Source organism: Flavisolibacter ginsengisoli DSM 18119 (assembly GCF_900129295.1).
GTDB classification, from domain to species: Bacteria; Bacteroidota; Bacteroidia; order Chitinophagales; family Chitinophagaceae; genus Flavisolibacter; species Flavisolibacter ginsengisoli.
The window spans coordinates 273,704-300,065 of the sequence record NZ_FQUU01000003.1 but is presented as its reverse complement, the minus strand read 5'-3'; the positions used below and the strand labels follow the sequence as shown (position 1 = coordinate 300,065).

Annotated in this window: 14 protein-coding genes; 9 read left to right on the top strand and 5 right to left on the bottom strand. The window is 41.5% G+C overall.

The annotated features are described in order from the left end of the window. Positions 1–20 precede the first annotated feature (20 nt). Together BUA53_RS05130 and porX are read right to left on the bottom strand one after the other, a co-directional pair. Positions 21–323 carry a hypothetical protein gene (locus tag BUA53_RS05130; RefSeq protein ID WP_072834176.1) on the bottom strand — a complete coding sequence of 101 codons (303 nt, stop codon included), beginning with the start codon at positions 321–323 and terminating at the stop codon, positions 21–23. Positions 324–376: 53 nt separating this feature from the next. After that, positions 377–1,933 carry a T9SS response regulator signal transducer PorX gene (gene porX / locus BUA53_RS05125; RefSeq protein WP_072834175.1) on the bottom strand — a complete coding sequence of 519 codons (1,557 nt, stop codon included), beginning with the start codon at positions 1,931–1,933 and terminating at the stop codon, positions 377–379. A gap of 189 nt (positions 1,934–2,122) precedes the next feature. Here porX and BUA53_RS05120 point away from each other — a divergent pair, with 189 nt between their 5' ends. Both BUA53_RS05120 and lpxD read left to right on the top strand, forming a co-directional pair. Then, the gene (locus tag BUA53_RS05120; RefSeq protein ID WP_072834174.1) at positions 2,123–3,337 is read left to right on the top strand and encodes an HD domain-containing protein; all 1,215 of its coding nucleotides are present in this window, start codon (positions 2,123–2,125) and stop codon (positions 3,335–3,337) included. Between the two features lie 119 nt (positions 3,338–3,456). Next, positions 3,457–4,518, top strand: coding sequence for a UDP-3-O-(3-hydroxymyristoyl)glucosamine N-acyltransferase (gene lpxD, locus BUA53_RS05115; RefSeq protein WP_072834173.1), 1,062 nt, complete (start codon positions 3,457–3,459; stop codon positions 4,516–4,518). 4 nt (positions 4,519–4,522) lie between these two features. On the opposite strand, the gene BUA53_RS05110 is transcribed toward lpxD, so the two are convergent. Next, complete coding sequence (locus BUA53_RS05110; protein ID WP_072834172.1) at positions 4,523–5,425, bottom strand: carbohydrate kinase family protein; 903 nt, start codon at positions 5,423–5,425, stop codon at positions 4,523–4,525. A 341-nt stretch (positions 5,426–5,766) separates the two neighbouring features. Here BUA53_RS05110 and gyrB point away from each other — a divergent pair, with 341 nt between their 5' ends. The 4 genes from gyrB (at position 5,767) to BUA53_RS05090 (ending at position 9,858) form a co-directional block, all read left to right on the top strand. Then, positions 5,767–7,761: a DNA topoisomerase (ATP-hydrolyzing) subunit B gene (gene gyrB / locus BUA53_RS05105; protein WP_072834171.1), complete on the top strand. Its 1,995-nt coding sequence runs from the start codon at positions 5,767–5,769 to the stop codon at positions 7,759–7,761. 172 nt (positions 7,762–7,933) lie between these two features. Continuing rightward, positions 7,934–8,929: an L-glyceraldehyde 3-phosphate reductase gene (mgrA, locus tag BUA53_RS05100; protein WP_072834170.1), complete on the top strand. Its 996-nt coding sequence runs from the start codon at positions 7,934–7,936 to the stop codon at positions 8,927–8,929. 34 nt (positions 8,930–8,963) lie between these two features. Further along, the gene (locus BUA53_RS05095) at positions 8,964–9,536 is read left to right on the top strand and encodes an acyloxyacyl hydrolase (protein WP_072834169.1); all 573 of its coding nucleotides are present in this window, start codon (positions 8,964–8,966) and stop codon (positions 9,534–9,536) included. Between the two features lie 115 nt (positions 9,537–9,651). After that, complete coding sequence (locus BUA53_RS05090; RefSeq protein ID WP_072834168.1) at positions 9,652–9,858, top strand: hypothetical protein; 207 nt, start codon at positions 9,652–9,654, stop codon at positions 9,856–9,858. A gap of 67 nt (positions 9,859–9,925) precedes the next feature. Here BUA53_RS05090 and BUA53_RS05085 read toward each other — a convergent pair whose 3' ends face one another. Then, positions 9,926–15,286: a S8 family serine peptidase gene (locus tag BUA53_RS05085; RefSeq protein WP_072834167.1), complete on the bottom strand. Its 5,361-nt coding sequence runs from the start codon at positions 15,284–15,286 to the stop codon at positions 9,926–9,928. Between the two features lie 118 nt (positions 15,287–15,404). After that, entirely contained in the window at positions 15,405–18,830 is a 3,426-nt protein-coding gene (gene mfd / locus BUA53_RS05080; RefSeq protein WP_072834166.1) for a transcription-repair coupling factor, read from the bottom strand. 260 nt (positions 18,831–19,090) lie between these two features. Here mfd and BUA53_RS05075 point away from each other — a divergent pair, with 260 nt between their 5' ends. The 3 genes from BUA53_RS05075 to BUA53_RS05065 all read left to right on the top strand — a co-directional run bounded on the left by BUA53_RS05075 (position 19,091) and on the right by BUA53_RS05065 (position 26,344). Beyond that, a complete protein-coding gene (locus tag BUA53_RS05075; RefSeq protein ID WP_072834165.1) occupies positions 19,091–22,027 on the top strand; it encodes a T9SS type A sorting domain-containing protein in 2,937 nt (978 codons plus the stop codon). A 707-nt stretch (positions 22,028–22,734) separates the two neighbouring features. Continuing rightward, positions 22,735–25,734 carry a T9SS type A sorting domain-containing protein gene (locus tag BUA53_RS05070; protein WP_175546019.1) on the top strand — a complete coding sequence of 1,000 codons (3,000 nt, stop codon included), beginning with the start codon at positions 22,735–22,737 and terminating at the stop codon, positions 25,732–25,734. Between the two features lie 82 nt (positions 25,735–25,816). Then, the gene (locus BUA53_RS05065) at positions 25,817–26,344 is read left to right on the top strand and encodes a hypothetical protein (RefSeq protein WP_072834163.1); all 528 of its coding nucleotides are present in this window, start codon (positions 25,817–25,819) and stop codon (positions 26,342–26,344) included. The last annotated feature ends 18 nt before the right edge of the window (positions 26,345–26,362 follow it).

The following is a 26,362-nucleotide window of genomic DNA, read 5'->3' as shown; positions in this document are numbered from 1 at the left end:
CAGGTTCATCTTAAATTCTACTATTGATTATTGCTAAAGTTCTCTTCCTCGCTCTTTCCTGCATGGTAACGACCCATTATATCATCAAATACTTTGCGGCTTTCAGGAGATAATGCATCTGCCTCGATCTTCAATTGGGGAATAAGCTCAATAAGGGTATTGATTCGTCCCTCCAGTTGAAGAAATTTATTTAGTACTACTACTTTTTTATCTTCCAGAATGCAAAAACCACTTTGAAAGGTACCTCTTTCATAACGGATGATATAGCCCACTTCTTCAATTACTTTTTCAATCTTATCTAGTGTATTCTGTGTATATTTCATGGAAAGGCAAAAGTAAAAACTTAAAAATTAATCATTTCAGTTACAGTTACAAACTATTTGCTTACCAATTGAATAACCGGTACAATCATTTCTTCAAGGCTTATTCCTCCATGCTGAAAAGTGTTGCGGTAATAATTCACATAGTGGTTGTAATTATTAGGATAACAAAGGAATACATCTTCACCTGCAAAAATGTAGGAAGAATTTATAGTGGGTGAAGGCAGTCCGCCTTCTTTAGGCTCACGAAAAGCAAGCACTTCTTTGGGGTCATAATTCAGGTTTCGCCCATGTTTGTAGCGAAGGTTGGTAGTCGTCTGTTTATCCCCTATCACTTTTACCGGAGTTTTCACCCGCACACTGCCATGGTCAGTAGCTAATATGATCTTTACATTTTTATCAGCAATCTTTTTTAATGCCTGGTGCAATGGCGAATGTTCAAACCAGGAGGCTGTGATGCTACGGTAGCTCACTTCATCGCCTGCCAGTTCTTTAAGCACTTCCATTTCTGTTCGTGCATGCGAGAGCATATCGACGAAGTTGTAGACGATTACATTCAGATCATTCGACAATAAATTATGAACATTATTGACCAGATCAAGACCTGCCTGGTTATTCAGCACTTTGGTATAGGATGTTCGAAGCTGGTCCTCGCCCATTGATTTCAATTGAGCCTTAAAGAATTCCTCTTCACTTAAATTTTTACCACCTTCTTCATCATCATTCTTCCATTGTTGCGGAAATTTCTTTTCAATATCTATAGGCAGCATCCCTGCAAATATGGCATTACGGGCATAATGCGTAGCTGTAGGCAAGATGCTGTAAAAAGTATCCTCTTCTACCAACCTATAGCTTTCAAGAAAAATAGGCATTATGGTACGCCACTGGTCAAACCGAAGGTTATCTATAAGAACAAAGAAAGTCGACACGCCTTTTTCCACTACCGGCAACACTTTTTCACGTATCAGTGTATGCGACATTACAGGTTTAGCGCCACCCTTTTCTTTTATCCATGACAGATAATTCCGGGAAATAAATTTGAAAAATTCAGAATTGGCCTCGTTTTTCTGTGTAAGAAAAACTTCCTGCATTTCCGGGCTATCACTTCGCTGAAGGCTAAGTTCCCAATGTACCAGCTCTTTATAGATCCCCATCCATTCATTAAAGTCGGGACTACTATTGAGTGCCATGAACAGGTTTCTAAATTGTTGTTGATAGGCTGTTGTTGTTTTTTCGGCCACCAACCTCCGGTTGTCAATGATCTTTTTCAGAGATAGCCACACCTGGTTTGGATTAACAGGCTTGATCAGGTAATCAGATATCTGGCTTCCTATTGCCTCATTCATCAGGTTCTCTGTTTCATTTTTTGTAATAAGCACCACAGGGATCTGGCCGTTCACTTCCTTTATCTTGGCCAGTGTTTCCAGCCCTGTAATGCCAGGCATTGATTCATCAATCAAAACAACATCCACAACATTCTCCTTTATATAATCAATGGCATCAAAGCCATTGGTAAGGGTATGCACCTGATAACCTTTGTTTTCCAGAAATATTTTCTGCGATTGTAAACTTTCTATTTCATCATCTACCCAAAGAATTTTTGCCTGGCTCATGTAAATCCTGTTATTATTAAAATTTAATACCCACCACCCAGTCAGATGTAGAAAAGTGTTTGAAGAAACTTTGTACAACCTTTACGTCATTACGTACTTTGCGGTGAAAACTATTACAAGCTAACAAATTTACACATCCCTTCAGGCATGTAATTTTTAAGCAGGGAATTATTAACAAAGCAATTTCTCATGGCATATGTAAGGAAAATAATCAATGACCCTGTTTATGGATTTATTACCATTGATGATCCGCTCATATTTGAGATCATTTCCCATCCCTATTACCAGCGGTTAAGAAGGATACATCAAATGGCTTTTGCCTCCCTGGTATATCCCGGCGCAGTGCATTCCCGATTACACCACTCTCTTGGAGCCTATCATTTGATGGGACTAGCATTAACAGAATTGCGCAATAAAGGGGTAGATATAACAAAAGAAGAAGAACAGGGAGCCAAAATAGCCATTCTACTCCATGATATTGGACATGGTCCTTACTCACATGCCTTAGAAAGAAAGCTCATCAAGGGGGTGCATCACGAGGATATTTCCTCACTGATATTGCAACTGTTAAACGAGCAGTTTAATGGCAAACTGGCGATTGCCATTGAGATTTTTAGCGGAACCTACACCAAGCAATTTCTACATCAATTGGTGTCGGGACAGCTGGATGTGGATCGCATGGATTATTTGACGCGGGACTCTTTTTTCACAGGCGTCATTGAAGGTGCTATTGGCTATGACAGGATATTGAAAATGCTTACTGTTCATGAAGGCCAATTGATGATAGAAGAAAAGGCTATCTATACGGTGGAGAAGTTCCTGGTTTCAAGAAGACTTATGTACTGGCAGGTTTACTTACATAAAACCGTGGTAGCAGCAGAAAAAATGCTTGTCAAGATAATTGATCGTGCCAATGAACTTATTGCCAGCGGCATTGAGTTACATGCTGCTTCCACAAACCTGAACTTCTTTTTAAAGGAACATCAGCCGGATGGTAACTTTATCAAGCACCTGGAAAGATTTACCCAGTTGGATGATACAGATATTATGTGCACCCTTAAAAACTGGTGCGGCCATTTTGATCCTGTACTGGGCCGGTTATGTAAGGGTTTGGTAGACCGGAAACTACTAAAGATCAAATTGCAATCAGAGCCTTTTGACAACTTACTTGTTGAAGCACTTAGGTCTGATCTAGCCGATAAATTAAAAATAACGCTGGAAGAAGCGTCCTACTTCATTTTTACCGGAGAGGCAAGCAATACTACGTATAACCCTAACGATGAACACATTAAAATTCTTTATAAGGATGGAACCATATCTGATATTTCCAAAGTGGATAATGCCCTGATCCACCAACAAGTATCCTCCCCTGTCAAAAAATATTACCTTTGCTATTTCCGCTGAGCGTATAAAAGTTAAAAGTTTAAAATATTTACAGAAAACAATTAATAAAGCGTTTTTGTGTTATTGATGACCGGAACTTTGAACTTTATACTAACATTTTGAACTTTTACTTATAATCTATGCAGTTTACAGCCGCCCAGATCTCTATATTATTAAATGGAAGAATTGAGGGGAATGCCGATGTAACTGTTTCTTCTTTTGGAAAAATAGAAGAAGCGCAGGAAGGGCAGCTTACTTTTTTAGCCAATCCAAAATACGAGGATTTCCTTTACTCTACCCAGGCTTCTATTGCAATTGTTAATGAAAACTATGAGCTAAGAGACCCGGTAAAACCAACCCTGATAAGGGTACCGGATGCATATACTGGATTTGCCCAATTATTGGGTAAGTACCAGGAAATGGCCACTCAAAAAATGAAAGGTATTCAGCAGCCAAGCTATATAGCTTCTTCAGCCAAGCTTGAGGAAGATGTATTTGTTGGAGCCTTCTCCTATATTGGGGAAAATGTGCAGGTAGGAAAGAATACAAAGATCTTCCCAAATACCTTTTTGGGTGATAATGTTGTAATTGGAGATGATTGCCTCATTCACCCGGGGGTAAAGATTTACCATGATTGTGTTGTGCAAAACAGGGTGATCATTCATGCTGGAACTATAATTGGAAGTGATGGATTTGGATTCGCCCCCCAGGCGGATGGTTCCTTTAAAAAAGTACCACAGATAGGGAATGTACTGGTTGAAAACGATGTAGAAATTGGCGCTAATACCACCATTGACAGGGCTACCATGGGGTCAACCTGTATAAAAGCGGGAGCCAAACTTGATAACCTTATCCAAATAGCCCATAACGTAGAAGTTGGAGAAAGTACGGTAATAGCTGCCCAGGTGGGCATTTCCGGTTCAACCAAAGTAGGCAAAAATGTTATGATCGGGGGGCAGGCAGGAATTGTTGGCCATATCCAGATAGCCGATGGATCACGAATAAATGCCCAAAGCGGTGTTAGTAAATCCATGAAAGAACCTTATGGTACGGTAACAGGATCTCCCGCGGCTGATTATAGCAGCGTTTTGAGAAGCCAGGCTGTTTTTCGCAATTTGCCAGAAATGGAAAAGCGGATCTACGAGCTTGAGAAAATAGTCAGGCAGCTTATGGCTGAAAAAATGAATGGTGTACCTAGGTAAATCTTTAGTCAGGGACTACTATCCCATTGATCCATTCTTCAATTTGTTCCTGCCCATATTCGGGGCAAGCTCCTTGCCTGGAAGCGATAAATGCTCCTACGGCATTAGCATATTGTAATTGTTCATCTGGCCTGGCACCTTTGAGGGATTTATAAATAAAGGCAGCCAAAAAGGCATCACCACTTCCAACAGTATCACAAACTGTTACTTTAAATCCTCCATGGTTAAACAATTGGCCTTCGTTGCATAAGATGGCTCCTTTACTGCCTCTTGTAACTATGATAACGGGAATAGAGAACTTATCCTGTAAAAACCTGATCTTGTCTTCTATTACAGAATTTGAATGATGCGACTGGGTAATAAAATCCAGTTCATGATCATTCAGCTTGACTATATCTGTATTTCTCAACAGGTCTTCGATCAATTCAGTATTGAAATGAGGAGGACGTAGGTTAATATCCAAAACTCTTTTATGTGCAGCTTCCCTTAGTTTGAAAAGCGTTTTTCTTGATATTTCATTTCGGGCCGCCAGGCTACCATAAACAAAAACAGTAGATTCTTCGACAAGGTTTTGTAACGAAGCATTCCATTCTATAAAATCCCACGCTACTGGGAAAACAATATCATACAATACTTCATTATTAGGCCTAAAGGTAGCATTAACAACCCCGGTTTCATGTTGCTCATCGGTCTGAAGATATTCCAGGGATAGCCCGTTTTGCTGTAAAACCTTTTTCAATTGTTCGCCCCGGTCATCCTGGCCCACCCGGGAGATCATGGCGGCATTGACGCCCAATTTCTGCAGGTGATAAGCAACGTTCATTGGGGCACCTCCAGGTAAAGCTCCTGTAGGCAAAACATCCCACAACACTTCTCCGAAACATACCACTTCATGTTTTTGTTTCATGGTTGATTATTTAAGTCGAACTATCGGTATAAAAAGCATTTTATCTGAGGTAATAAATGGAGTTTTATACATTAAAAACCCCCGCCTTTCAAATCAAATAAAAAAATAATTAAGGCCACTTATTTTCTTATTCAAAGTAATCTATTAACAATGAATTTAATGAAAAAACAAAGAAAGCAGCTGCAAGGCTAAGATTGATTTCCGGTACCCTAAAAATGAAAACCTGAAACCATTTAAAAAAGCCGGGTTTTAACGTCTTTCCCATTGGTTATGAAGGCCTTTTTCGATACATTTGCAAGAATGGACCTGCACCATCCCCGGTGCTTAAATTTAAGCTTGAAATGAGTGATATTTTAGATTCAGTTGTAAGTACTTCCACACCTACAGTAATGCCAGCTTATGGCGCCGACTCCATACAGGTTTTAGAAGGCCTGGAAGCGGTTCGTAAACGTCCTGCCATGTATATTGGCGATATCGGTGTTAAGGGTTTGCACCACCTTGTTTACGAGGTCGTAGATAATTCAATTGATGAAGCCCTTGCAGGACATTGTAAAAATATCCTTGTCACCATTCATGAGGATAATTCAGTATCTGTTGAAGACGATGGCCGTGGTATTCCCACAGGCATCAATACCAAGGAAGGAAGATCTGCACTGGAAGTGGTAATGACCGTATTGCATGCCGGTGGTAAATTTGATAAAGATTCTTATAAGGTTTCCGGTGGTCTTCACGGTGTGGGTGTGAGTTGTGTGAATGCCCTCAGTAAGAAACTTCATGTTACTGTATTTCGTGAAGGAAAGATTTTTGAACAGGAATATCGTATTGGTGTACCTCAATACACCGTTAGGGAGATAGGAGAATCAGGAAAAAGGGGAACTAAAGTTCACTTCTGGCCTGATGATACTATTTTCATTACCACGCTTTATATAAAAGACATCCTTGAAAGTCGCCTGAGGGAATTAAGCTTTTTAAACAAGGGCCTTAGCATCACTTTAAATGATCTTCGGGAAAAAGATGATGAAACTGGTTTAACCTATACCAAAACCTTTTTTAGTGAAGGTGGTATAGTAGAATTCGTGGAGATGCTGGATGCAAATGCCGGAAGGCAAAGCCTTTTACCTAAGCCCCTTTTTGTTGAAGGCAGAGATGAAAAAAATAATGTAGCGGTTGAAGTGGCTATGACCTACAATACCAGCTATAATGAGCATATTTATTCTTATGTAAATAACATTAATACCATAGAGGGTGGAACCCACGTAGCCGGCTTCAGACGTTCCTTGACCAGGGTGTTTAAAAGCTATGGCGATAAGAATGGAATGTTTGAAAAGGCCAAGGTTACAATTGAAGGTGATGACTTCCGTGAAGGATTGAGTGCTGTTATTTCTGTAAAAGTTCCTGAGCCGCAGTTTGAAGGACAAACCAAAACAAAGCTTGGCAACAACGAGGTCATGGGTATTGTTGATACAACAGTTTCCAAGGTAATTGAAGCCTACCTGGAAGAAAATCCAAGGGAAGCTAAAAATATTATCCAGAAAGTGATATTGGCAGCTCAGGCCAGAGCTGCAGCCAAGAAAGCCAGGGAAATGGTACAGCGTAAATCTGTATTAAGTGGCGGTGGATTACCCGGAAAGCTGGCCGACTGCTCAGATAGAGATCCTGAACGTTGCGAACTATACCTGGTTGAGGGTGACTCGGCAGGTGGAACAGCCAAACAAGGCCGCGACAGGAGTTTCCAGGCTATTCTTCCTTTGCGTGGAAAGATTCTGAACGTAGAGAAAGCAATGGAACATAAGATCTATGAAAATGAAGAGATACGAAATATGTATACTGCCCTTGGAGTAACCGTTGGAACACCGGATGACCCTAAGGCATTGAACATTGCGAAGCTTCGTTATCACAAATTGATCATTATGACGGATGCCGATGTGGACGGAAGTCACATTGCCACCCTGATCCTGACATTTATCTACCGTTATATGAAAGAGATGGTGGAACAAGGTTATGTGTTTATAGCCCAGCCACCTTTATACCTTGTGAAAAAAGGCAAAGAACAGGCATATGCTTATAACGAAGATCAAAGGAAACAACTTGTTGAAAAGTTAGGTGGTGGCAATGAAGGTGCTGTAAATATTCAGCGGTATAAAGGCCTTGGAGAGATGAATTCTGAACAATTATGGGAAACAACTATGAACCCAGGTACCCGCACATTAAAGCAGGTAACTATTGAAAGCGCTGCAGAAGCAGACAGAATTTTCAGTATGCTGATGGGTGATGAAGTAGCGCCCCGTCGTGAATTTATTGAAAGCCATGCCAAGTATGCAAGGATAGATGTTTAATCATTCAATACATTTCTTATAAATACTAAAGCCCGGGTACCCCCGGGCTTTATTCATAAATACAATAATTCCCTCATTGACATACTTTATTGCTCAAATGATTCAAGTTCATTTTAATTAAAGTCTAAACTGCTTTCCAGTTTCAATTAATTTTAACGAATAATAATTGAATATGAGCTATTCTCCAGAACAAGGCAGGTATAATGAAATGCAATACAGGCGATGTGGTAACAGTGGTTTGATGCTCCCTGCCCTATCCCTTGGGCTGTGGCACAACTTCGGTGAAATTGATGATTTTGAAAAATGCAGGGAAATTGTTCATACTGCCTTTGATAATGGTATAACCCATTTTGATCTGGCTAACAATTATGGCCCCCCACCGGGTGCGGCTGAAGTCACCTTTGGTAAAATACTTTCCAGGGATCTCAGGCCTTATAGAGATGAATTGATCATTTCTTCCAAGGCAGGATGGCCCATGTGGCCAGGTCCATATGGAGACTGGGGATCGAAAAAATATTTAATGGCCAGCCTCCATCAAAGCCTTATTCGCATGGGCCTTGATTATGTAGATATATTTTACCATCATCGGCCAGATCCTGTTACCCCTTTGGAAGAAACCATGAGAACCCTGGATCTTATGGTGAGGCAGGGAAAGGCATTATATATTGGGATATCAAGTTATTCCGCAGAAGAGACTAAAAAAGCCATTGATATTCTAAATTCTCTTGGCACCCCACTATTGATTCATCAGCCAAAGTATTCAATGCTGGAAAGATGGGTGGAGGAGAAACTACTAGATGTTTTGGATGATAATGGCGTAGGCTGCATCACCTTTTCTTCGCTGGCCCAGGGACTACTGACGAATAAATATTTAAATGGGATACCTTTAGACTCCAGGGCCGCGAGTGCCCGGGGTAATGGAGCCCTTGAAGCAGATGCAATAACCCCTTCAACTTTACAAAAAGTAGATCGGCTAAATAGTATGGCCAAAGGCAGGGGACAGAGTCTTGCCCAGATGGCTCTCGCCTGGGTATTGAAAGATAAAAGGATCACTTCCGTGATAATTGGCGCAAGCAAATCAAGCCAGGTGATTGATTCTATCGAATGTATCAAAAACCCTCATTTCTCTACAGATGAGTTACAACAAATTGAAGAGATTTTAAAATAAGTTTGCGCTTTTTTATCAAACAGGAAGAAGGGAAATGATGAAACTAATTGGAAATGGCAAGGTTCTGCTCTTTAGCCTATTGCTTATTATATGCGATACAGTAATGGCCCAGGATAGCACTCAGAAGTTTAAATCCGCTGGGGCAATAGTTGGGTATGGACATCAAATAAATATAGAAACAAAATATAACCCCATATTCTTTGCAGCTGATCTCTCCTGGCAGTTTGGAAAAGAAAGAAAGCAGCATTTTTTGGCCTTTTACCTTGAACCACAGTTCAACCTGGTTGCTACAGTACGCCCATTAGATATAGAATTTGGATCAAACATTGGATTGCGCTATTACGAGCAACTTTCTCCCGGCCTTTACCTATATCAAATGCTTGGATCAGGGCCTCATTATATAACAGCAGACCTTCCCAGGCAGGCAAAAGGCTTTATTTTTTCAGATAACCTCGCCTTTGGCGTTTTCAGGCAATTAAATAAAAATAAACCCCTGTTCCTCAACCTCCAGTTCCGGGTGAGACATATATCTAATGCAGGATTAAAATTGCCCAACTCAGGGGTTAATACCCTTAATGTTTTGGTGGGATTATCTAATCTTCATTAGATATCAAGAAATGCTCTTCATTTATAGCAAGCTCATCTGCCGGAGGGACATTTTTGGCCTTCAATTTGCCGAAAAAACGTAGATTTAAACATTACTAACCAAAAAACTTAATCATATGTCTGATGTGCAACTCACAGCTTATAACGTAAAAACCAAGGAAAAGGGCGTACCTATCCAGGATGCAGTCATCACAAAAACTGCAAAAGGTGCTTATATGGTCCAGGGACATGATGGTAAAGGAAATAAACTTACCACATTATGTAATGAGGCTAAGGCCATGGCAGCAATCAAAGCTGGTGTAGCAAAACAAGGTTGGGAATAATAGACCTTTTTATATTAAAAAAGCTGCCTGGTGTAACCTGGCAGCTTTTTTTATGAGCAGTATCTACTTAAAATTTATTCAGCTTAAAGGTTTGGTATTTATCATTCCATTTGACACTGAGTAAATAAATTCCTTTTGCAAAAGCGGGCGATGTAAGATCAACCGAAAACTTTTGAATATTACCTGTACCTGTTACATTATTGGTATAAACTAACCTGCCCCTGGAATCAAATACTGAAACAACGAAAAGTTCACCCGCATTAACCTGGTAAATAAGTTGAAATAGACCTTTAGAAGGGTTGGGATATACCCTCCACAGAACAGCCTGGTCAAACAGTATAGACTTCACCGAGGAGTATAAATAACTGCCATCAGAGTTTATTATTTTGATGCGGTAATACTGTACTCCTGATTTTGGTTGTTCAAGATCTTTAAAATTATAACTGCGTTGCTGATAAGTATTGCCCAGGCTTTCTACCGAACCAATCGCTTCAAATTGTCCTGCCTGCATTTGAGCTTCCCCCCTTGCTACTTCTATCACATACTTTAAAACGTCTGATTCACTTCCCACTTTCCATGTTAATAAAACGTCAGCACCTGTTCCTTTCTGAACTGTAAAATCCATCATTTTAACGGGCAGAGGGGAAGTTTTATCAAAACCTCCATTGTTCAACCAAAACTCCGAAAACCCCTTCACCTTGTATTCCGCATAATAGCCTTTATCGAATGGAACCAAAGCCAGTTTATTGGCTGGAATATAATTCCAGGTCCCCTGCTGGTCGTCTGAAACTGAACCATTTTCAAAGGAGGTGTCTTTATCGCTATAGGCTGAAACACCTAATTCATAGGCTGAATTAGGAGCAATACATGTGCTGCAACCATTGGCGTTGATCAGTGAATCTGTTTCACTGTCCAGGAAATAAAAGCGAATGGTGGCAGAATCATTTAAAATCCTGTTCGCGGGTTTTATCGTAATATTCCTGTTATGATAATATTGGTTATTGTAATTCCTTGCTTTGCCATTAGCAATAAACACCTGTGCAGCCGTATTGCCAAGATCCTGTCCCGAGGGTAAAACAGAAGCAATTAGTTTTCCTCCAGCTGTAAAATCTATCCAATTGCTTCCTGACACAGAAGTAACTATTGGTGTAGCCAGGGTTATGCTATCATATATCCCTTTTGTATTATCGTAAATATGAATATCATCAATGGCTATACCTTCACGAGTTACACCAGGATCTGAATTCATTACAAAACGCAAACGCAGGCGATTGGCTCCCGTAGGTAAGGGCGCAGTTGCAACGTGCCATTTATAAGCTGTTTGTGTACTCCACACTTGTACCGAGGACTTATTATACCAGTTGGTTGCATTTCCTGTGGTTCCAAGGTTGTACCAGGTTATACCATCGACAGAGAATTCCACCCATGCTGCATCACAAATGTTGGTACCACAATCTTCAATGTCCATCGCCACACTAAAGCTCAAGGTAGGTTTTGACATGCCTGTAACATCGATACAGGGAGAATACAAGTAAGAAAGCTCATTATCATTATAATTTCCCAGCAATCTTGTTTTCCAGGCCTTAGCACCACTTGCAGCCCTGTTTATTTTTGTAGACAATGGTGTGCCATATTCCCATGAGCTATTAATGCCGCCTGCATACCAATTTCCATCTGAGCTTTCAAAATTTTCCAGGTAAGGGAATGTGGAAATTACGGGTGCATTCCTGACCACGTAGATAGCGGAATCATTGTCTTTAAAACTATCATTATCCAGGTCAACAATGGCAAGGATGGTATAAGACTTAAATGCAGAAAGATCTGCCGTTCCAGCAAAAGTATAATGCAGGGTTTCCTTTGCTCCAATTGAAGGAATGACCTCAGTAACCCATGGCCCACCATTGACACGATAACGAACAGGAATATTTACAATAGCATTTGTAGCGCTGTTTCTAATGGTAACTTTTATAGCAGTAGCGTTAGTTAATCCGCAATTTGAAGAGAATGGAGCATCAATGCTCTTCATTTGAAGATCATTGACTACTTTATATAGCCGTATATCATCAAAAGTAAATCCATTGCCAAACATCCTGTCTGTAGCCGGCAGCTGTCCGTACTGCCCCCACCGCACCTGGAAGCTTTTACTAAAGTTTTGTCCATTGGCAGCTAAAATATCTGACAGTTCAATACTTGAGGTCTTTGAATATTGCCCGGCAATATTTTGGTCATCAAGGCTATAAGCTGCCACCCATGGATCTGCTTCAGAACCTCTGATCCATACACCGTTATCTATACTTAGAAACTGGTCATGATTGAGGTATTGGAAATCCAGTCGGACATCGCTTGTTAATGTATCATACGTACCAAGGTTAAATGTTCCTATCCAATAATTTTTATTACCTGGTGTATACACCTGGTCAGCATCAATAGTCACTGCTTTAGATCCTGAATAGGCAATGCCTGAATTAAAAAAGGTCCTTGCCCTGCCTACGGTAGTACCCGGGAAAAAGTCATAACGGTCGGCACCATCAAATCCAATACTGGTATCCAGGTATTCTTTAGAAGCAGCACCTTCCAGGTCGTCTGTAAACATATTACCCAGGTCAATGGGCTGATTGTCTAATTGCTTAACTATAGCGAAGGCTGTATCATTTTTACTGACCGGGTCACCAGCCATGTTCTTTACAACTGTTGTAATTGAGTAAGAGCCTGGTGCTGATAGATCGGCCCTCGTAGTAAACGTATAAGTATAGGTAGCATTACCATTGATGGTGGCTGCAATATTTTCAGATATCCATGGGCCCCCATTGATTGAATATTTTACATCAAATCCTGTCTGGGGAGCATCATCAAGGTTTTTTATCCTGATGGTCACAGGTGAAGAGGCTGTCAACTCTGAAGCTGTGAACTTCCTTCCCGAAACCGGGCCAATAACAGCATCTATTTTCAGATCATTATCCGATATGTTACCAGCACATGTTCCAGAATCAGGCTTGCGTGAAATGGCAATCGCCCTTCTGCCAGGTTTTCCGTTTATAACCGGGCGAACAGTTACCCAATAAATACTATCCTTAGAAAGTCCGTTAAAACTATAGGATGTTGAAGATGAGAATGCAATGGATCTCATTTCATCACCTTCTAATTTCATCACTTCATATCCTGTAGCGCCGCCAACAGCTGTCCAGTTTATATTGATATAATCTTCACATTGAACGGGTGCCAGTGAAACCACCGGTAGTCCAATTATTACAAAAGGATTAGTGATATCAGATTCACCTGATCCATCTTTAGTTATTCTTACAACTGCTTTACTGGTGGGTATATTAGGTACTGACCAGGTATAAACAACGCGATTGATGTCTATTCCGGAAGCAATGGTACTCCAGCTACTCCCGTTGTCTGCCGAGAATTCGAGTGTCACATTACCCGAAGAATAGCCATAAGCTTCCCAACTGATCTTGGTGGTTTCTCCCGGAACCAGCCCTTGTCCGCCTGCGGGTGCTGTTAGTTTTAATTGAACCGGGATAGGATCATACACAAGGAAATACTCCTGTGATGGATTCTCTGCTATAGCCGTCGGAATCACTTTAACAGTGTAATTACCCGCCGCAGGATTATGAATTACTACCTGCTCCATATTGTTAATGTGGTCTGCGCCATTCGAGGCTGCGTTTCCTACATTAGCTACTGTTGAATCCAATAATTTTGGCAATTGGGTGGATGATGCTGCATCTATCACCTGGAGATCAAGGTCATTGACAAGCGTTTGGCGGCTCATCACTGAAGCTGCAGGGTCATTCCAATATAACATCACCTTCAATTCAGCCGTGTTGGGAGGTACAGCTATTGTATGTGCATCACTCATGCCTGGTACACTGTTTCCTATAATATAATGATGGGCTTCCAGCATCTCAATACTTCTCAACACATTGATCCAGCCAAAACCATATTGATAATCTGGTCCGGCATTTCCTCGGTCCACGGCGCCATTGCAAAGCAGTGCTTTCATCAATCCATTTTTTGGATCTGCTCCACTATTCAATTGCCTGTACCGCTGGTACAATAATGCCAAAGACCCGGTAGCTCCTGGAGCTGCCATACTGGTACCATTAGTACTGGAATAAGTATTACCTGCCCATGTAGATATTACTCTTTGGCCCATAGCAACTATATCTGGTTTGGTGCGGCCATCCCTTACCGGTCCCCTGGATGAAAAAGAGGCAATAGCCCCAGAATCATTGGTTGCGCCTACAGTCAAAACATTCTTAGCTGACTGGTAACCTCCCAAAACTGTTCTGTAACCTGTAGTATATGGAAAGCAGGAAGAGGCGCCACTGTTACCTGCAGCAAAGACATTCTCCAGGTTGGGATAAGTGAAAGCCATCTGGTCAAGTATACGGGAAGTAAGATCATAGGTACCATTATAATCACACTCAATGATATCGCCATAAGAGTTGTTAGTGATCACCATACCATAATCTTTGATATAGGTTTCAGCATTTGCCAATATGCCTGAAAAAGCCTGGCTAACTATAGTCGCCTTTGGAGCATAACCTCTGTATAACTCATTAATGATTCCTGCTCCACTAAGTATTCCGCTCACATGTATGCCATGGGCTGCAGCCGTTACACCTGCACGGTTGATTAACCGCCCTGAGAAGTCTGTATGTGAACGTATATCTGCATTGTCACCAATTCCAACAACGATGCCCTCACCATTTAATCCTCTTCCTCCATCAGCTATTGAAGCATTCAACACATTTGCCCTTGATGCTGTACGATCATTGTAGTTTAAGGGCTGATCTTCTGCTGGCGCTGCCTGTACATAATCAATAAATGGCAGTGTTGACAATTCCTTCAGGCGGCTCACAGCAATGCGTAAGGCAATTATACGGTATGATTGATTTGTTAGAGATAATATCTCAATATTCCTTTCTTTCAAGGCAGCCACAACCTCATTTATTGAAAATGAGCCGGGAAAACTAACCCACACATCTACAGTGCCAGCTGCCTTAACAGCCCAGGAAGCAATCTGACCTCTGGCCAATGCAGTGCTCATTTTGACTTCTGGTGAAATCTCTATTACAGACCTTGCTTTGACCCTGCTTAATACTGAAGCATTTATGTTTCCATTGATAGTGGCTGTATATGCATTTCCAGATAGAAATTCAAGAAGTTCCACACCGTTTGACATAAGCTCTTTTCGCTGGTTCTCTGTTGGAAGCTTATTGAACTGGATCAGGACAAGTGCTTTATTATTTGACCGGGGCAGCCTCGCATTCAAAGAATCCACATAACCCTGCCTGATGTTCTCAGCTGGTGTAATAGTGCTATTCCTTAAATATATTCTGTTGGAATTGTTTTGGGTAAACGCAATGAATGATGACAATAAGAGGGTACTTAGGACCAGCAGTCGGTTCAGTTTCATGGATATCGCAGTTCTGGAACTAAAAATAATGAAAATTATTAATAATAGTATACCCAAAAAATCAAAAATATACTGCTGAAAAAGCCTGGGGATGGATACTGTTAAAGCGAGGTATAAATTAAACTTGAGCCGCTTCTTTTGAGATCACTTCTGCATGCATTCTTTGCAAAAAACCAAATACATCCTGCATATCCTTCACAGGTTCTACAACAATCATGAAAAGCTTACCTACTTGCTTTAACCTCGCCTTATTGGTACTTGTCTGCAGGTATTGAAGAATAGAATTGAATGTTTCTGATTCAAAATAGGGCGAGTCAGGCCTGTTAACAAAATAACATTTAAGAGCATCATTTTTAAGGATCATGCGCTCAAAGCCCAGTTCCACAGCCAGCTCCCTGCTCCTCACGGTTATAAATAATTCCTGCACCTGCGGGGGAAGTGGTCCAAATCTATCTGCCATTTCCTGCTCCATAGCCACAAGTTCTTCCTCTGTTTCACAATTATCCAGGCGGGAGTATAGGGAAAGCCTTTCTGCAATACTTTCTACGTAATCATCTGGAATAAGTATCTCCAGGTCTGTATCGATGGTACAATCCTGTACAAAATCATCCTGCCTGGATATTTCTTCCTTGAAAAGCTCTTTGAATTGAGTGCGTTTTAGCTCCCTGATGGCTTCGTCCAGTATCTTTTGATACATTTCAAAACCTATTTCTGCCATAAACCCGCTTTGCTCTCCACCCAGCATATTTCCCGCGCCCCTTATATCAAGGTCACGCATAGCTATCTGGAAACCGCTCCCCAATTCACTATGCTGTTCCAGGGTTTGCAGGCGCTTGCGCGAATCCGTTGGCAATGTACTGATGGGAGGTGCCAATAAATAGCAAAAGGCTTTTTTATTACTTCTTCCCACCCTGCCGCGCAACTGGTGCAGGTCGCTCAGACCAAATTGATGGGCATTGTTTACTATGATGGTATTCACGTTAGGTATGTCCACTCCACTTTCCACAATATTGGTACATACCAGCACGTCATATTTCTTATCTATAAAATCCATGATGCGCTCTTCCAGCTCATGTCCTTCCATTTGTCCATGCGCATAACCGATACTAAGATCAGGACATAATCCCTGTATCATAGCCGACATCTCGGCCAAACCCTGTATGCGGTTATGAATAAAAAATACCTGCCCGCCCCTTTCGGTTTCAAAGTATATAGCATCCCTCACAAAATCTTCCTGGAACACCCTTACTTCGGTTTGTATCGGTTGCCTGTTAGGTGGCGGTGTATTGATGATGGAAAGGTCTCTTGCTCCCATCAGGCTGAATTGCAAGGTCCTCGGTATAGGCGTGGCGGTAAGTGTTAATGCATCAACATTCGTTCTCAGGGTTTTTATCTTTTCTTTATGCGCTACTCCAAACTTTTGCTCTTCATCAATGATCAGTAAACCCAGGTCTTTGAACTTTACTTCCTTGCCAAGTATAGCATGCGTGCCTACAATGATATCTACTTTACCTTCTTCCAGCTTTTTATAGGTTTCTTTTTTCTCTTTCGAGGATTTAAACCTGTTTACATAATCTACTGTAACTGGAAAATCTTTTAAACGTTCGCTGAAAGTTTTATAATGCTGAAAAGCAAGGATAGTGGTAGGCACAAGTATGGCAGCCTGCTTGCCATCCAAAACCGTTTTGAAGGCTGCACGTACAGCAATTTCTGTTTTACCAAAACCCACATCGCCGCAAACAAGGCGATCCATCGGCGAAGCAGATTCCATATCCTTTTTTACATCTGCTGTTGCTTTGCTTTGGTCCGGGGTGTCTTCATATATGAAGGAGGCTTCCAGCTCTGTTTGCATGTAATTGTCCGGTGCATGTTGAAATCCTTCCTGTGCCTTTCGCTGTGCATAGAGCTTGATCAGATCAAAGGCTATTTCTTTTACCCTCGTCTTTGTCTTTTCCTTCAGGCGATTCCATACATCACTACCCAACTTATTGATCTTGGGAACAGTACCTTCCTTGCCAGTGTACTTGGCTATTTTATGCAGGGAGTTAATATTAACATACAGGATATCGCTGTCTTTATAAATGATCCTTACTGCTTCCTGCAGCTTACCATTTATTTCCATTTTTTGCAATCCACTGTATACCCCTACCCCATGATCGATGTGCGTAACAAAGTCCCCTGGCTGCAACTCTCTCAAGGCACGTAATGTCAATGCCTTGTTCTTGTTATAGGCCTGTTTGACCTTGTATTTATGATACCGTTGAAATATCTGGTGATCCGTGTAACATACGATCTTCAGGTCTTCATCTATAAATCCTTCATGTATTGAAGTGGCTATTGGATTAAAAGGAATTTCTTCTTTCAGGTCCTTAAAAATGGTATAGAGCCGCTCCAGTTGTTTAGGATTTTCTGCAAATAGATTCAGCTCAAATCCTTTACTTTCCCAGGCTTTCAGGTCCTTCATCAACAACTCGAACTGCCGGTTGAAAGCAGGTTGCTCCGTAGTGTGAAACTCTATCTCATATTGACTATTAACAGGCACTGCATGCCCAAAATATATTGTATGCCTATGAGTAAGATCAGAAAAGAAATCCGCAGTTGTGGTGAATTCATTCAGGTTGATCTCCTTCTTAAACATCTTATCTTCCTGCTCGGATTCTTTTGACTTTGCCTTGCTATCATATGAGTTCAGGAACAATCCGATATCTTCCTCTGATGTAAGCAATCTTTCTCTTAGAAATTCTTCATCCTGTATCCATATCACTGTATTCTCGGGTAAGAATTCAAGCAAGGATACTTTTTCTTCATTATCAAATTGCAGGTCTACATTGGGAATGATACTTACCTGCAACAGCCTCCTTTCACTTAACTGTGTTTCAGGATCTATAATGCGGATGGAATCAACATCGTTACCAAACAATTCAACTCTATATGGTTTTTCATTCCCAAAAGAGTATATGTCCAAAATACCACCCCTTACTGCAAATTGCCCTGGTTCATATACAAAATCGGTTCTTTCAAAACCATAATTTACCAGCCTCTCATAAAGATTATCAAGGGCTAGTTCATCTCCTGTTTTAATATGGATGATATTGGATGAAATAGCTTTCGACAGTACTACTTTTTCAAATAATGCTTCCGGATAGGTTACCAAAGCCCCCACCCGTGCACCTATTCCGGATGAAAATTTGGAAAGGGCTTCTGTCCTTAGCATCACATGCGAAGGATTTAATAGACTGTAATTCTTGCGGTTTTTAAAGGAAGATGGAAAGTATTGTATGTTTAGTGCCTGTGTAAGATTTTCGATGGTATTATGAAAATAAGCCGCATCCTCTTCATCGTTACAAATAAAAACATGGTTTAACTGGCTGCATGATGGATGCAAAAAGATGGATGCTGCAACAAACTGCGAAGAACTTCCCCTGAGGTTTTTTAAGAAGATCTTTTGTCCTCCATTTTCATTTGGGGCAAAAGAAAGCCTGTCAGCCAATTGAAAAAGGCTGGAAGAATTGCCATATTTATTCAATACCTCACTAAAACTCATGTTCTCTTTACTCCTCTTACATCCAAAGATTGGCAAAGATAGACTCCCCTTACTTAAATTCAGGGATTAAGGATTAATGTAATGTTAACAGCTTCATCATCCCTCAATAGATAGTTAATCTGCTACATTGATTTACGTGAATTCATTATATTGCTATGGCATTATAAACACCAGGAAGAATGGCTGACCGATTTTATATGAAATCACTTTACTACTGTTGTATTCTGCCAAAACTATTATTCTATTAACCGATTATCCAAATGAATTGTAAACTAGCCACCGCCAGGGTTATCTTATTCCTGGTAGTCTGTACTCCTTTTTTATTATATCGCCCGGCAACGAAACCATCCAAATTAAACTTTGTCATTCCCTCTTCGTTCAAATTTTCCAGTGTTCAACCTTCTGAAGAGGAAAATGAAGAATTTACAGAGGAAAGAATAGCCCATGAGTACAGGATGTTACGCAATCCTGTAACTGGTAAAATACCCGCACACATAAGGGAACAGGAGTTGGAAGCCGTAAGAAACATTCCTTCCAGGGAAGCCAATAGTTCCTTATGGCGTGGAGGCTCCATCCTGGCGCAAAATACTTATCAAAGTGTGGGACCAAATAATGTTGGCGGAAGAAGCAGGACACTTGCTTTTGATAAAAGAAATCCTAATATCATGATAACTGGTGGTGTTACGGGAGGTATATTCAGAAGCACTGATGGAGGTAATAACTGGACTTTTGTGTCTGGCGAAAACGATATACGCAGCGCCACCACCATTGCCCAGGACCCTTTCAACCCGGATACCTGGTACTGCGGAACAGGAGAAGCCTTTTACCCTATCAGTTCCCAGGATGTGTCCAACGGAACTTTTGGATTCGGAATATTTAAAAGCACCAATAATGGAGTAAGCTGGAGCAAATTGTCATTTACAGTAAGTAGCAATAATGAGAACCAGCTTGACAATGCCTTTGATCTTGTTCACAGGATAGCAGTAAACCCCTTAAATGGAAATGTCTATGCCGCAGTGCACAGGCGCATCATGCGTTCTACTGATGGTGGTCAAAGCTGGCAGGCTGTGTTGGAAGGACCTTCTCCCACTACAGCAACCGGGGGCATAACCGATGTAATTATAGCCTCAAACGGATCTAAAATATATGCAGCTATTACTGGTGCAAATCCGGACAGAAGCCTGGCTGGCGTTTGGGAATCTACTACCGGCGATGTGGGATCGTGGAAAAGAATAGCAGGTGGCGCTTCAGGACAAACAGACTCTATTCCGGGTTGGCAGCCCTACCCCAAATGGGAAAGATTAGTGCTGGCCCTCAATGGCACCAATTCAAAATTATTTATCCTTTATAAGAATGGTAAATCTGCTGATGGCGCTGTACCTGAGCCTGAGGCTGATCTTTTCAGGGCTGATGTTTCCTCCGGAAATCCAGCCACTTATGCCTGGTCCAATTTAAACAGCTATGTTCCGGACGAACCTAACTACAATGAAGCAGGAATAGATCCTTATACTACACAGTTCAGCGGCTTTAACATGTCAATGAATGTGAAGCCTGACAACGATAACATTCTATTTATCGGTGGTTCAGTGCTGGAGCGGGTCAACCTGGCCCAGACTGATCCTGCACTGAAATTCAGAAGGATTGGCGGTTATGGCAAGGGTTTTTTCCCTTCAGGAAATTTCATCTACCCGGACCACCATCCTGATATTCATGGAATATATTTCCCTCCCGGAAGCAATGATGTAATGTTCACTGCCGATGATGGCGGTATCCATAAAACCACCAACAGCACCCTGTCAGACACTGTAACCTGGATGCCACTGAACGCCAACCTTCAAACCATGCAATACCAGTTTGTGAACATACAGCCGGATACAGATGCAGACTTTATTATTGGTGGGGCCCAGGATAATGGCACTTATATTAATCTTAACCCCGGCACTGCGCTTGACCATATTCAGTTGTCAGGAGGAGATGGTGCTTCTGCAGCAATTACCCAGTTCTTTAAAACCGGGAATACATGGAAGCAATATTGGTACATGTCGGTAGTGCAGGGAACACTGTACAGGAGCAACCTGACATGGCAGATTTCTGGAAATACTATTGACCTTACAGATTATTCGCAAAATGAAATTACCCCTACAGGGGAAAAAGATAATGGGCAGTGGATGACCTTATTTGTGAATGATCCGGATTCCTCCCAACACCTTTATTACAACAACAAAAACAAATTATACAGGACTAAAACAGCATCTACTGTCACATCATCCACGTGGACTCAAATGACAGGTGTAAATAACACCATTCCAGACAACGAAGAGTTTTCGGCAATGGCTATCAGCAAATCAAGAAATGGAACAAAGTATCTATATTTTGGCACCGTTGCAGGCAAGATCTATCGCCTGAATAACCCGAATACAAGTACTACAACCACACCGGTTTCAATCACACCCACCTCCATGTTACAGGGTAGTTATATAGCAGGTATCAGTGTTAATCCCAGGAACCCAGATACTGTTCTTGCAGTGGTGTCGAATTATGATGGTGTGAATGCAAACGGACAACCTGTTACAGTAAATAATATTTTCTGGACAGGGAATGCGACATCGGCCAATCCAACCTGGCAGGTAATTGACGGAGCATTAGGCACAGTATCTTCTCAAAGCTGCGCTATCGTGGTAAAAACCACGGGTGTTGAATATTATGTTGGTACTTCAGTAGGGCTGTATAGTACCACAACTATTGCTGGTGCAGGCACTCAATGGTTCAATGAGGGCACAGGGATGATCAAGCGGGCTATAGTTCGTTCATTGGTCAACCGGCAAAAGGACAATACTTTATTGGTGGGCACACATGGCAATGGAGCTTTTGTGGCAAGCATCGGTAATGCTGTAGTTCTCGGAAACGATGTTATTACCGGCATTAATGATCCTGTAACCAATGATAAGAATTTTATCAGGCTCGTATATCCTACTTCTTCCAGTAATGCAGTGTTTTTCAACACAGGGAATATGTATACCGTCAAAACCATATCTGTAGAACTATTTAGCATGAACGGGCAAAAGATCAGCCAGGCACAACAGGCCTATCAAAACGGCTCTGTTAAATTGGGCCGATTGTCGAGAGGCAATTATATACTGCAAATAACAAGCAGTGACGGCAAATACCGGCATGTTCAAAAGATCTCAAAGAACTAATAAAAAAGGCTGTTTCATATGAAGCAGCCTTTTTTAATCTTATTATTTACTTGTTATATCCAATTATCCCCCAAACCCGGAACAACAGCTTAAGTTTATAAAGGAATTCTTTTTATAAACCAATTCCCCGATTTGCCAGGACACAGTTCAATGCCTGTAAATGGAATACTTCCAACAGTTAACTATGCCTGCAAATAACACCTTAAAGGTCTAAATGGCCAGTTGGCTGTCTAATAAACCTGGTATCCAAAACCAATAACCTGCTTATATAACGTCTTTTTGCCGCCTTTTTAAAGAGCCGTTACAAAGGCGGCACAAAGGCGGCACATAGGCGTTACAAAGGCCTTGCATAAATGAAGTAGCTCATCCGAAAAATCAGGCATTATAGTTAATTCGCAATCCATGAAAATGATTGAGTACTCTATAGAAAGTTTTTATAGCTCCCCGCTGTTTTACAGTTACAATGACTGAATTTTTCTGATGAAGACGCCATGAAATTACAGGGAAACAGGGAAACATATAACAAAATTAAAATGTGTATATAATTCCATTTTATCCAAGGCGGGAAATTATAAGGAAGCATGAAAATTGCATCATGATTTATTTAGCTAAGCCTTATAGAAACCATCGGGTGTAAACCTACGTATGTAGATCCGGACATTTGAAACCAGAATGACATTTTATACCAGGGCGCATAAATGATAAAAATGAAAACTTTCCTTATTTCTGTTCTGACAATTCTATTGCTGGTTATCCTTTGCCTGCCTCACCCCAGGTCAAAACAATCTAAAATAGCAGGGATCATGGATATGGGAGAAGAAGAAGTGGAAGCTTCTTATGCCGGGGAAAGGGCCAGGTATGAATTTGACATGTTGAAAGATCCTATTACAGGACTGATACCTCAAAATATTCATGAAAAGGAACTGTTGTTTGCCAAAGGGCTGCCTGTTCGGGAAGCTACTGGTATTCAATTCCGAATGGACGCCCTGAATAATTACATAGCTGCAGGACCTAACAATGTAGGAGGAAGAACCAGGGCACTGGCTTATGATCTGCGCTATGATGGCAGTACCAATAAGGTGATCATTTCGGGAAGTGTAAGTGGAGGCATCATGCGGTCTACAGATGGTGGTGCCAACTGGACAAGGGTTTCACCTGAAAACGACATTCATAATGTTACTGCTGTTGTGCAGGATCCAAGGCCTGGGTTCCAGGATATCTGGTATGCAGGCGGAGGAGAACCCATTGGTAATTCCACGGGTATCATTGCTCTCACCCAATACCTTGGTTGGGGCATATGGAAATCCGTTAATAATGGCGCTTCCTGGACAAAACTTTCCCTGACAAACTTTACTGATATACCGGGAAATGGCGCATCGGGTACCGCACTTGAATTGTTTGATCATCCTTTTGACTTTGTACATAAGCTATCAGTAAACCCGGTCAACGGGGATCTATATATTGCGGCCCACCGAAGGTTGATAAGGTCAAAAGATGGCGGTGCATCGTTCCAGGCAGTGTTTGGTGGCACGACAGGTGCTACGCCTGAAAATGGACAGATGGATGTGGCGATAACGAATGCAGGCCGGATCTTCCTGGCAGTGAACGGTGGGTTCCAGGATGTTGGCTTAAGAGGTGTTTGGGTTTCTAATAGCGGTGACCTGGCCACTTATTCACACATTGCAGGTGGTCAGACGTTGAATGTGGATTCCATTCCAGGGTGGAGAGGTAATGCATATGATTTCCTTTCAGGGACAACCTATAATTCACGGAGAATCCTGCTGAGCCTTGCACCTTCCAACCAGAATGTTGCCTATGTATTATATGAGAACGGATTGCTTAGCGATAATGGCCAATCCGAAGGTGACCTGTTCCGGCTGGACATAAACGGCAATACTTTCTCCTGGACCAACCGGTCAGCCAATATGCCTGATTTCCCCGGAGGCAATTTTGCTGGTGTAGACCCCTATAGTGTGCAGGAAGGATATGATATGTGCATCACCATAAAACCCACCGACCCTAATTTTGTTATACTTGGTGGCACTAACCTTTATCGTTCTACAGATGGTTTTGCCAGTACATCCAACTCTTCCTGGATAGGTGGGTACAGGCAGGATGATATCACAACCCAGAATCCGGCAATTTATCCAAACAGTCATCCTGATATGCACAATTTTGCATTCAATCCCTCTAATGTAAATGAAGGCTTGTCTGCAGACGACGGCGGACTTCACAAGACCACTAATATTGCTGCAGCAAGTGTGACCTGGAGTGTTGTTAATAATTACCAGACATTACAATATTATTATGTAGCCATCGACCCTACCAGGGGGAAAAACAATTTTGCGGGAGGCGCACAGGATAACGGCACCACTGTAAGAGATCAAACAGGTTTGTTTGGAACCCCTGTTGCAGACAGCAACAACCACAGGATCCTTTCAGGCGGTGGTGATGGAAATTCTGTAGGCTTTTCCAATATTACCGGTTCTACCCAGTACATCTATTATGGCATCCAGAACGGAAGGTTAAGGCGAACACCCTTTCCTACTTTGAACAGCAGCACAGAGATACGTCCAGCCAACCTTACTTCCAGTACAGATCCTCCGACTGAATCTGATTTTGGAGAATTTGTGACCAACTTTAAACTGGATCCGGATAATACTGAAGATCTGTATTACGTCAACTTCAACCGGCTTTTCAGGACCACAAAGGCTTCCACAGTAAGTACCAATTCGGGATGGACAGAATTGACAGGCGTAGCCCAGGCTATCAATGCAGCCAATGCTACGGGAGGCAGAAATATCAGGATCAGGGCAATGGCTTTTAGCAGGGGACTTTACAATTCCAATCATTGCATGTACATAGGCACCACACCCGATCTGGATGCCACCACCAATGTAAGACAGGGCAAGATCTTCAGGATAGATGATCCCCGGAATTTCCCGGCCACAGGAACTCCGGTGGATATTACGCCAGCAGGACTGGCAGGTAATGTACAGAATATTGCTGTCAATCCTAACAATGATAATGAGATCATAGCTGTTGTTTCAAACTATGGCGCTGTAGGCATTTGGTGGACCAATAATGCTAAAACAGCTAGCCCTACCTGGAAGAACGCGGAAGGAAATCTAACACTTCCTTCTATACGCAGTTGTATGATAGTGGTGAAAAAAGATGCAGGCAATAATCCTGTTACAGAATATTATGTGGGCACTTCAGTGGGTTTGTATAGTGCAGTCAATATAGAAGCAGGGCTACTGTCAGGTACACCACCCACCTGGCAGCGGGAGGGAGATAATATTTTAAACTTCGCGGTAGTTCAATCCCTGGCATACCGTTCATTAGACAATGTGATGGTGGTGGGTACGCATGGAAATGGTATGTATTATACTAACCTTGGTACGGCAAACTTCACCGGGGATGTGGGTACTGGCTTCGATCCCGTGAACAATGATACCGGTTTCATAACTAAGGTATTCCCTACTATTACTACTGACCATGTTTATTACCAGGTTGGAAATATTGCGACTATTAAAAAAATGACCATACAGGTGCATAACAGCGGTGGTCAAATGATGATCTCCAGGGAAAGCGCTTATACCAACGGAGATATAGATCTGAGCAGGTTTTCAAAAGGAGTTTATTATCTAATGCTGAATACCAATGATGGCAGGCACCGGTATGTACAAAAATTAATTAAGCGTTAAAGAAGAAACGGGTATCAAACATTCACCTGTAAATTGCTTCAAATGGTATAATTTACCATAACCCCGAACAAACAATAGGTTTATGAAATACTTTTTGATACTTATAGCTCTTTCTGTTTTATTATCTACAAAACTATTTGCGCAGAGCCGGTATGATGTAAAACTATATGCATATGCAAGACCGGTAACAGGTGGCGTTATGCCGAAGATATCTACGCAGGAAAATGGCAGCCAGACCATGATCAAACCAAAAACCAAATACAGTTACCTTTTTTACCTGGAAGGACCTAAAAAATTAAGGATATACCCTGTGGAACTCTGGTTAAAAGGCGAAAGACATGGCATCAAAACAACTGATGTTAATTCCACGCCTGTAGAATTTTCGACAGGGGAATTGCCTCAATATACCAAAACCATTACCCTGGTACCTCAAACAAAAAATAAAGTAATAAAGCTTGACCCTGCTGTTGCTGTTAATGGGAAAAACTTTCCAAAGGCTAAAGCAAAGGCTGCAACCAATGAGGTGGTGCTGGTATATAAGTATGGAGGGAAATTCTATTATGCTGTTCAGGACAAGATCAAGCTGATTGATCCTATAGTATTACAATAAAAATAAGGCCGGTAAGAA

Coding starts and splice junctions, on each gene's coding strand:
- BUA53_RS05075 (WP_072834165.1), top strand. CDS start 19,091: ATGAATTGTAAACTAGCCACCGCCAGGGTTATCTTATTCCTGGTAGTC.
- gyrB (WP_072834171.1), top strand. CDS start 5,767: ATGAGTGATATTTTAGATTCAGTTGTAAGTACTTCCACACCTACAGTA.
- BUA53_RS05130 (WP_072834176.1), bottom strand. CDS start 323: ATGAAATATACACAGAATACACTAGATAAGATTGAAAAAGTAATTGAA.
- BUA53_RS05090 (WP_072834168.1), top strand. CDS start 9,652: ATGTCTGATGTGCAACTCACAGCTTATAACGTAAAAACCAAGGAAAAG.
- BUA53_RS05070 (WP_175546019.1), top strand. CDS start 22,735: ATGAAAACTTTCCTTATTTCTGTTCTGACAATTCTATTGCTGGTTATC.
- BUA53_RS05120 (WP_072834174.1), top strand. CDS start 2,123: ATGGCATATGTAAGGAAAATAATCAATGACCCTGTTTATGGATTTATT.
- BUA53_RS05065 (WP_072834163.1), top strand. CDS start 25,817: ATGAAATACTTTTTGATACTTATAGCTCTTTCTGTTTTATTATCTACA.
- BUA53_RS05095 (WP_072834169.1), top strand. CDS start 8,964: ATGATGAAACTAATTGGAAATGGCAAGGTTCTGCTCTTTAGCCTATTG.
- lpxD (WP_072834173.1), top strand. CDS start 3,457: ATGCAGTTTACAGCCGCCCAGATCTCTATATTATTAAATGGAAGAATT.
- BUA53_RS05085 (WP_072834167.1), bottom strand. CDS start 15,286: ATGAAACTGAACCGACTGCTGGTCCTAAGTACCCTCTTATTGTCATCA.
- BUA53_RS05110 (WP_072834172.1), bottom strand. CDS start 5,425: ATGAAACAAAAACATGAAGTGGTATGTTTCGGAGAAGTGTTGTGGGAT.
- porX (WP_072834175.1), bottom strand. CDS start 1,933: ATGAGCCAGGCAAAAATTCTTTGGGTAGATGATGAAATAGAAAGTTTA.
- mgrA (WP_072834170.1), top strand. CDS start 7,934: ATGAGCTATTCTCCAGAACAAGGCAGGTATAATGAAATGCAATACAGG.
- mfd (WP_072834166.1), bottom strand. CDS start 18,830: ATGAGTTTTAGTGAGGTATTGAATAAATATGGCAATTCTTCCAGCCTT.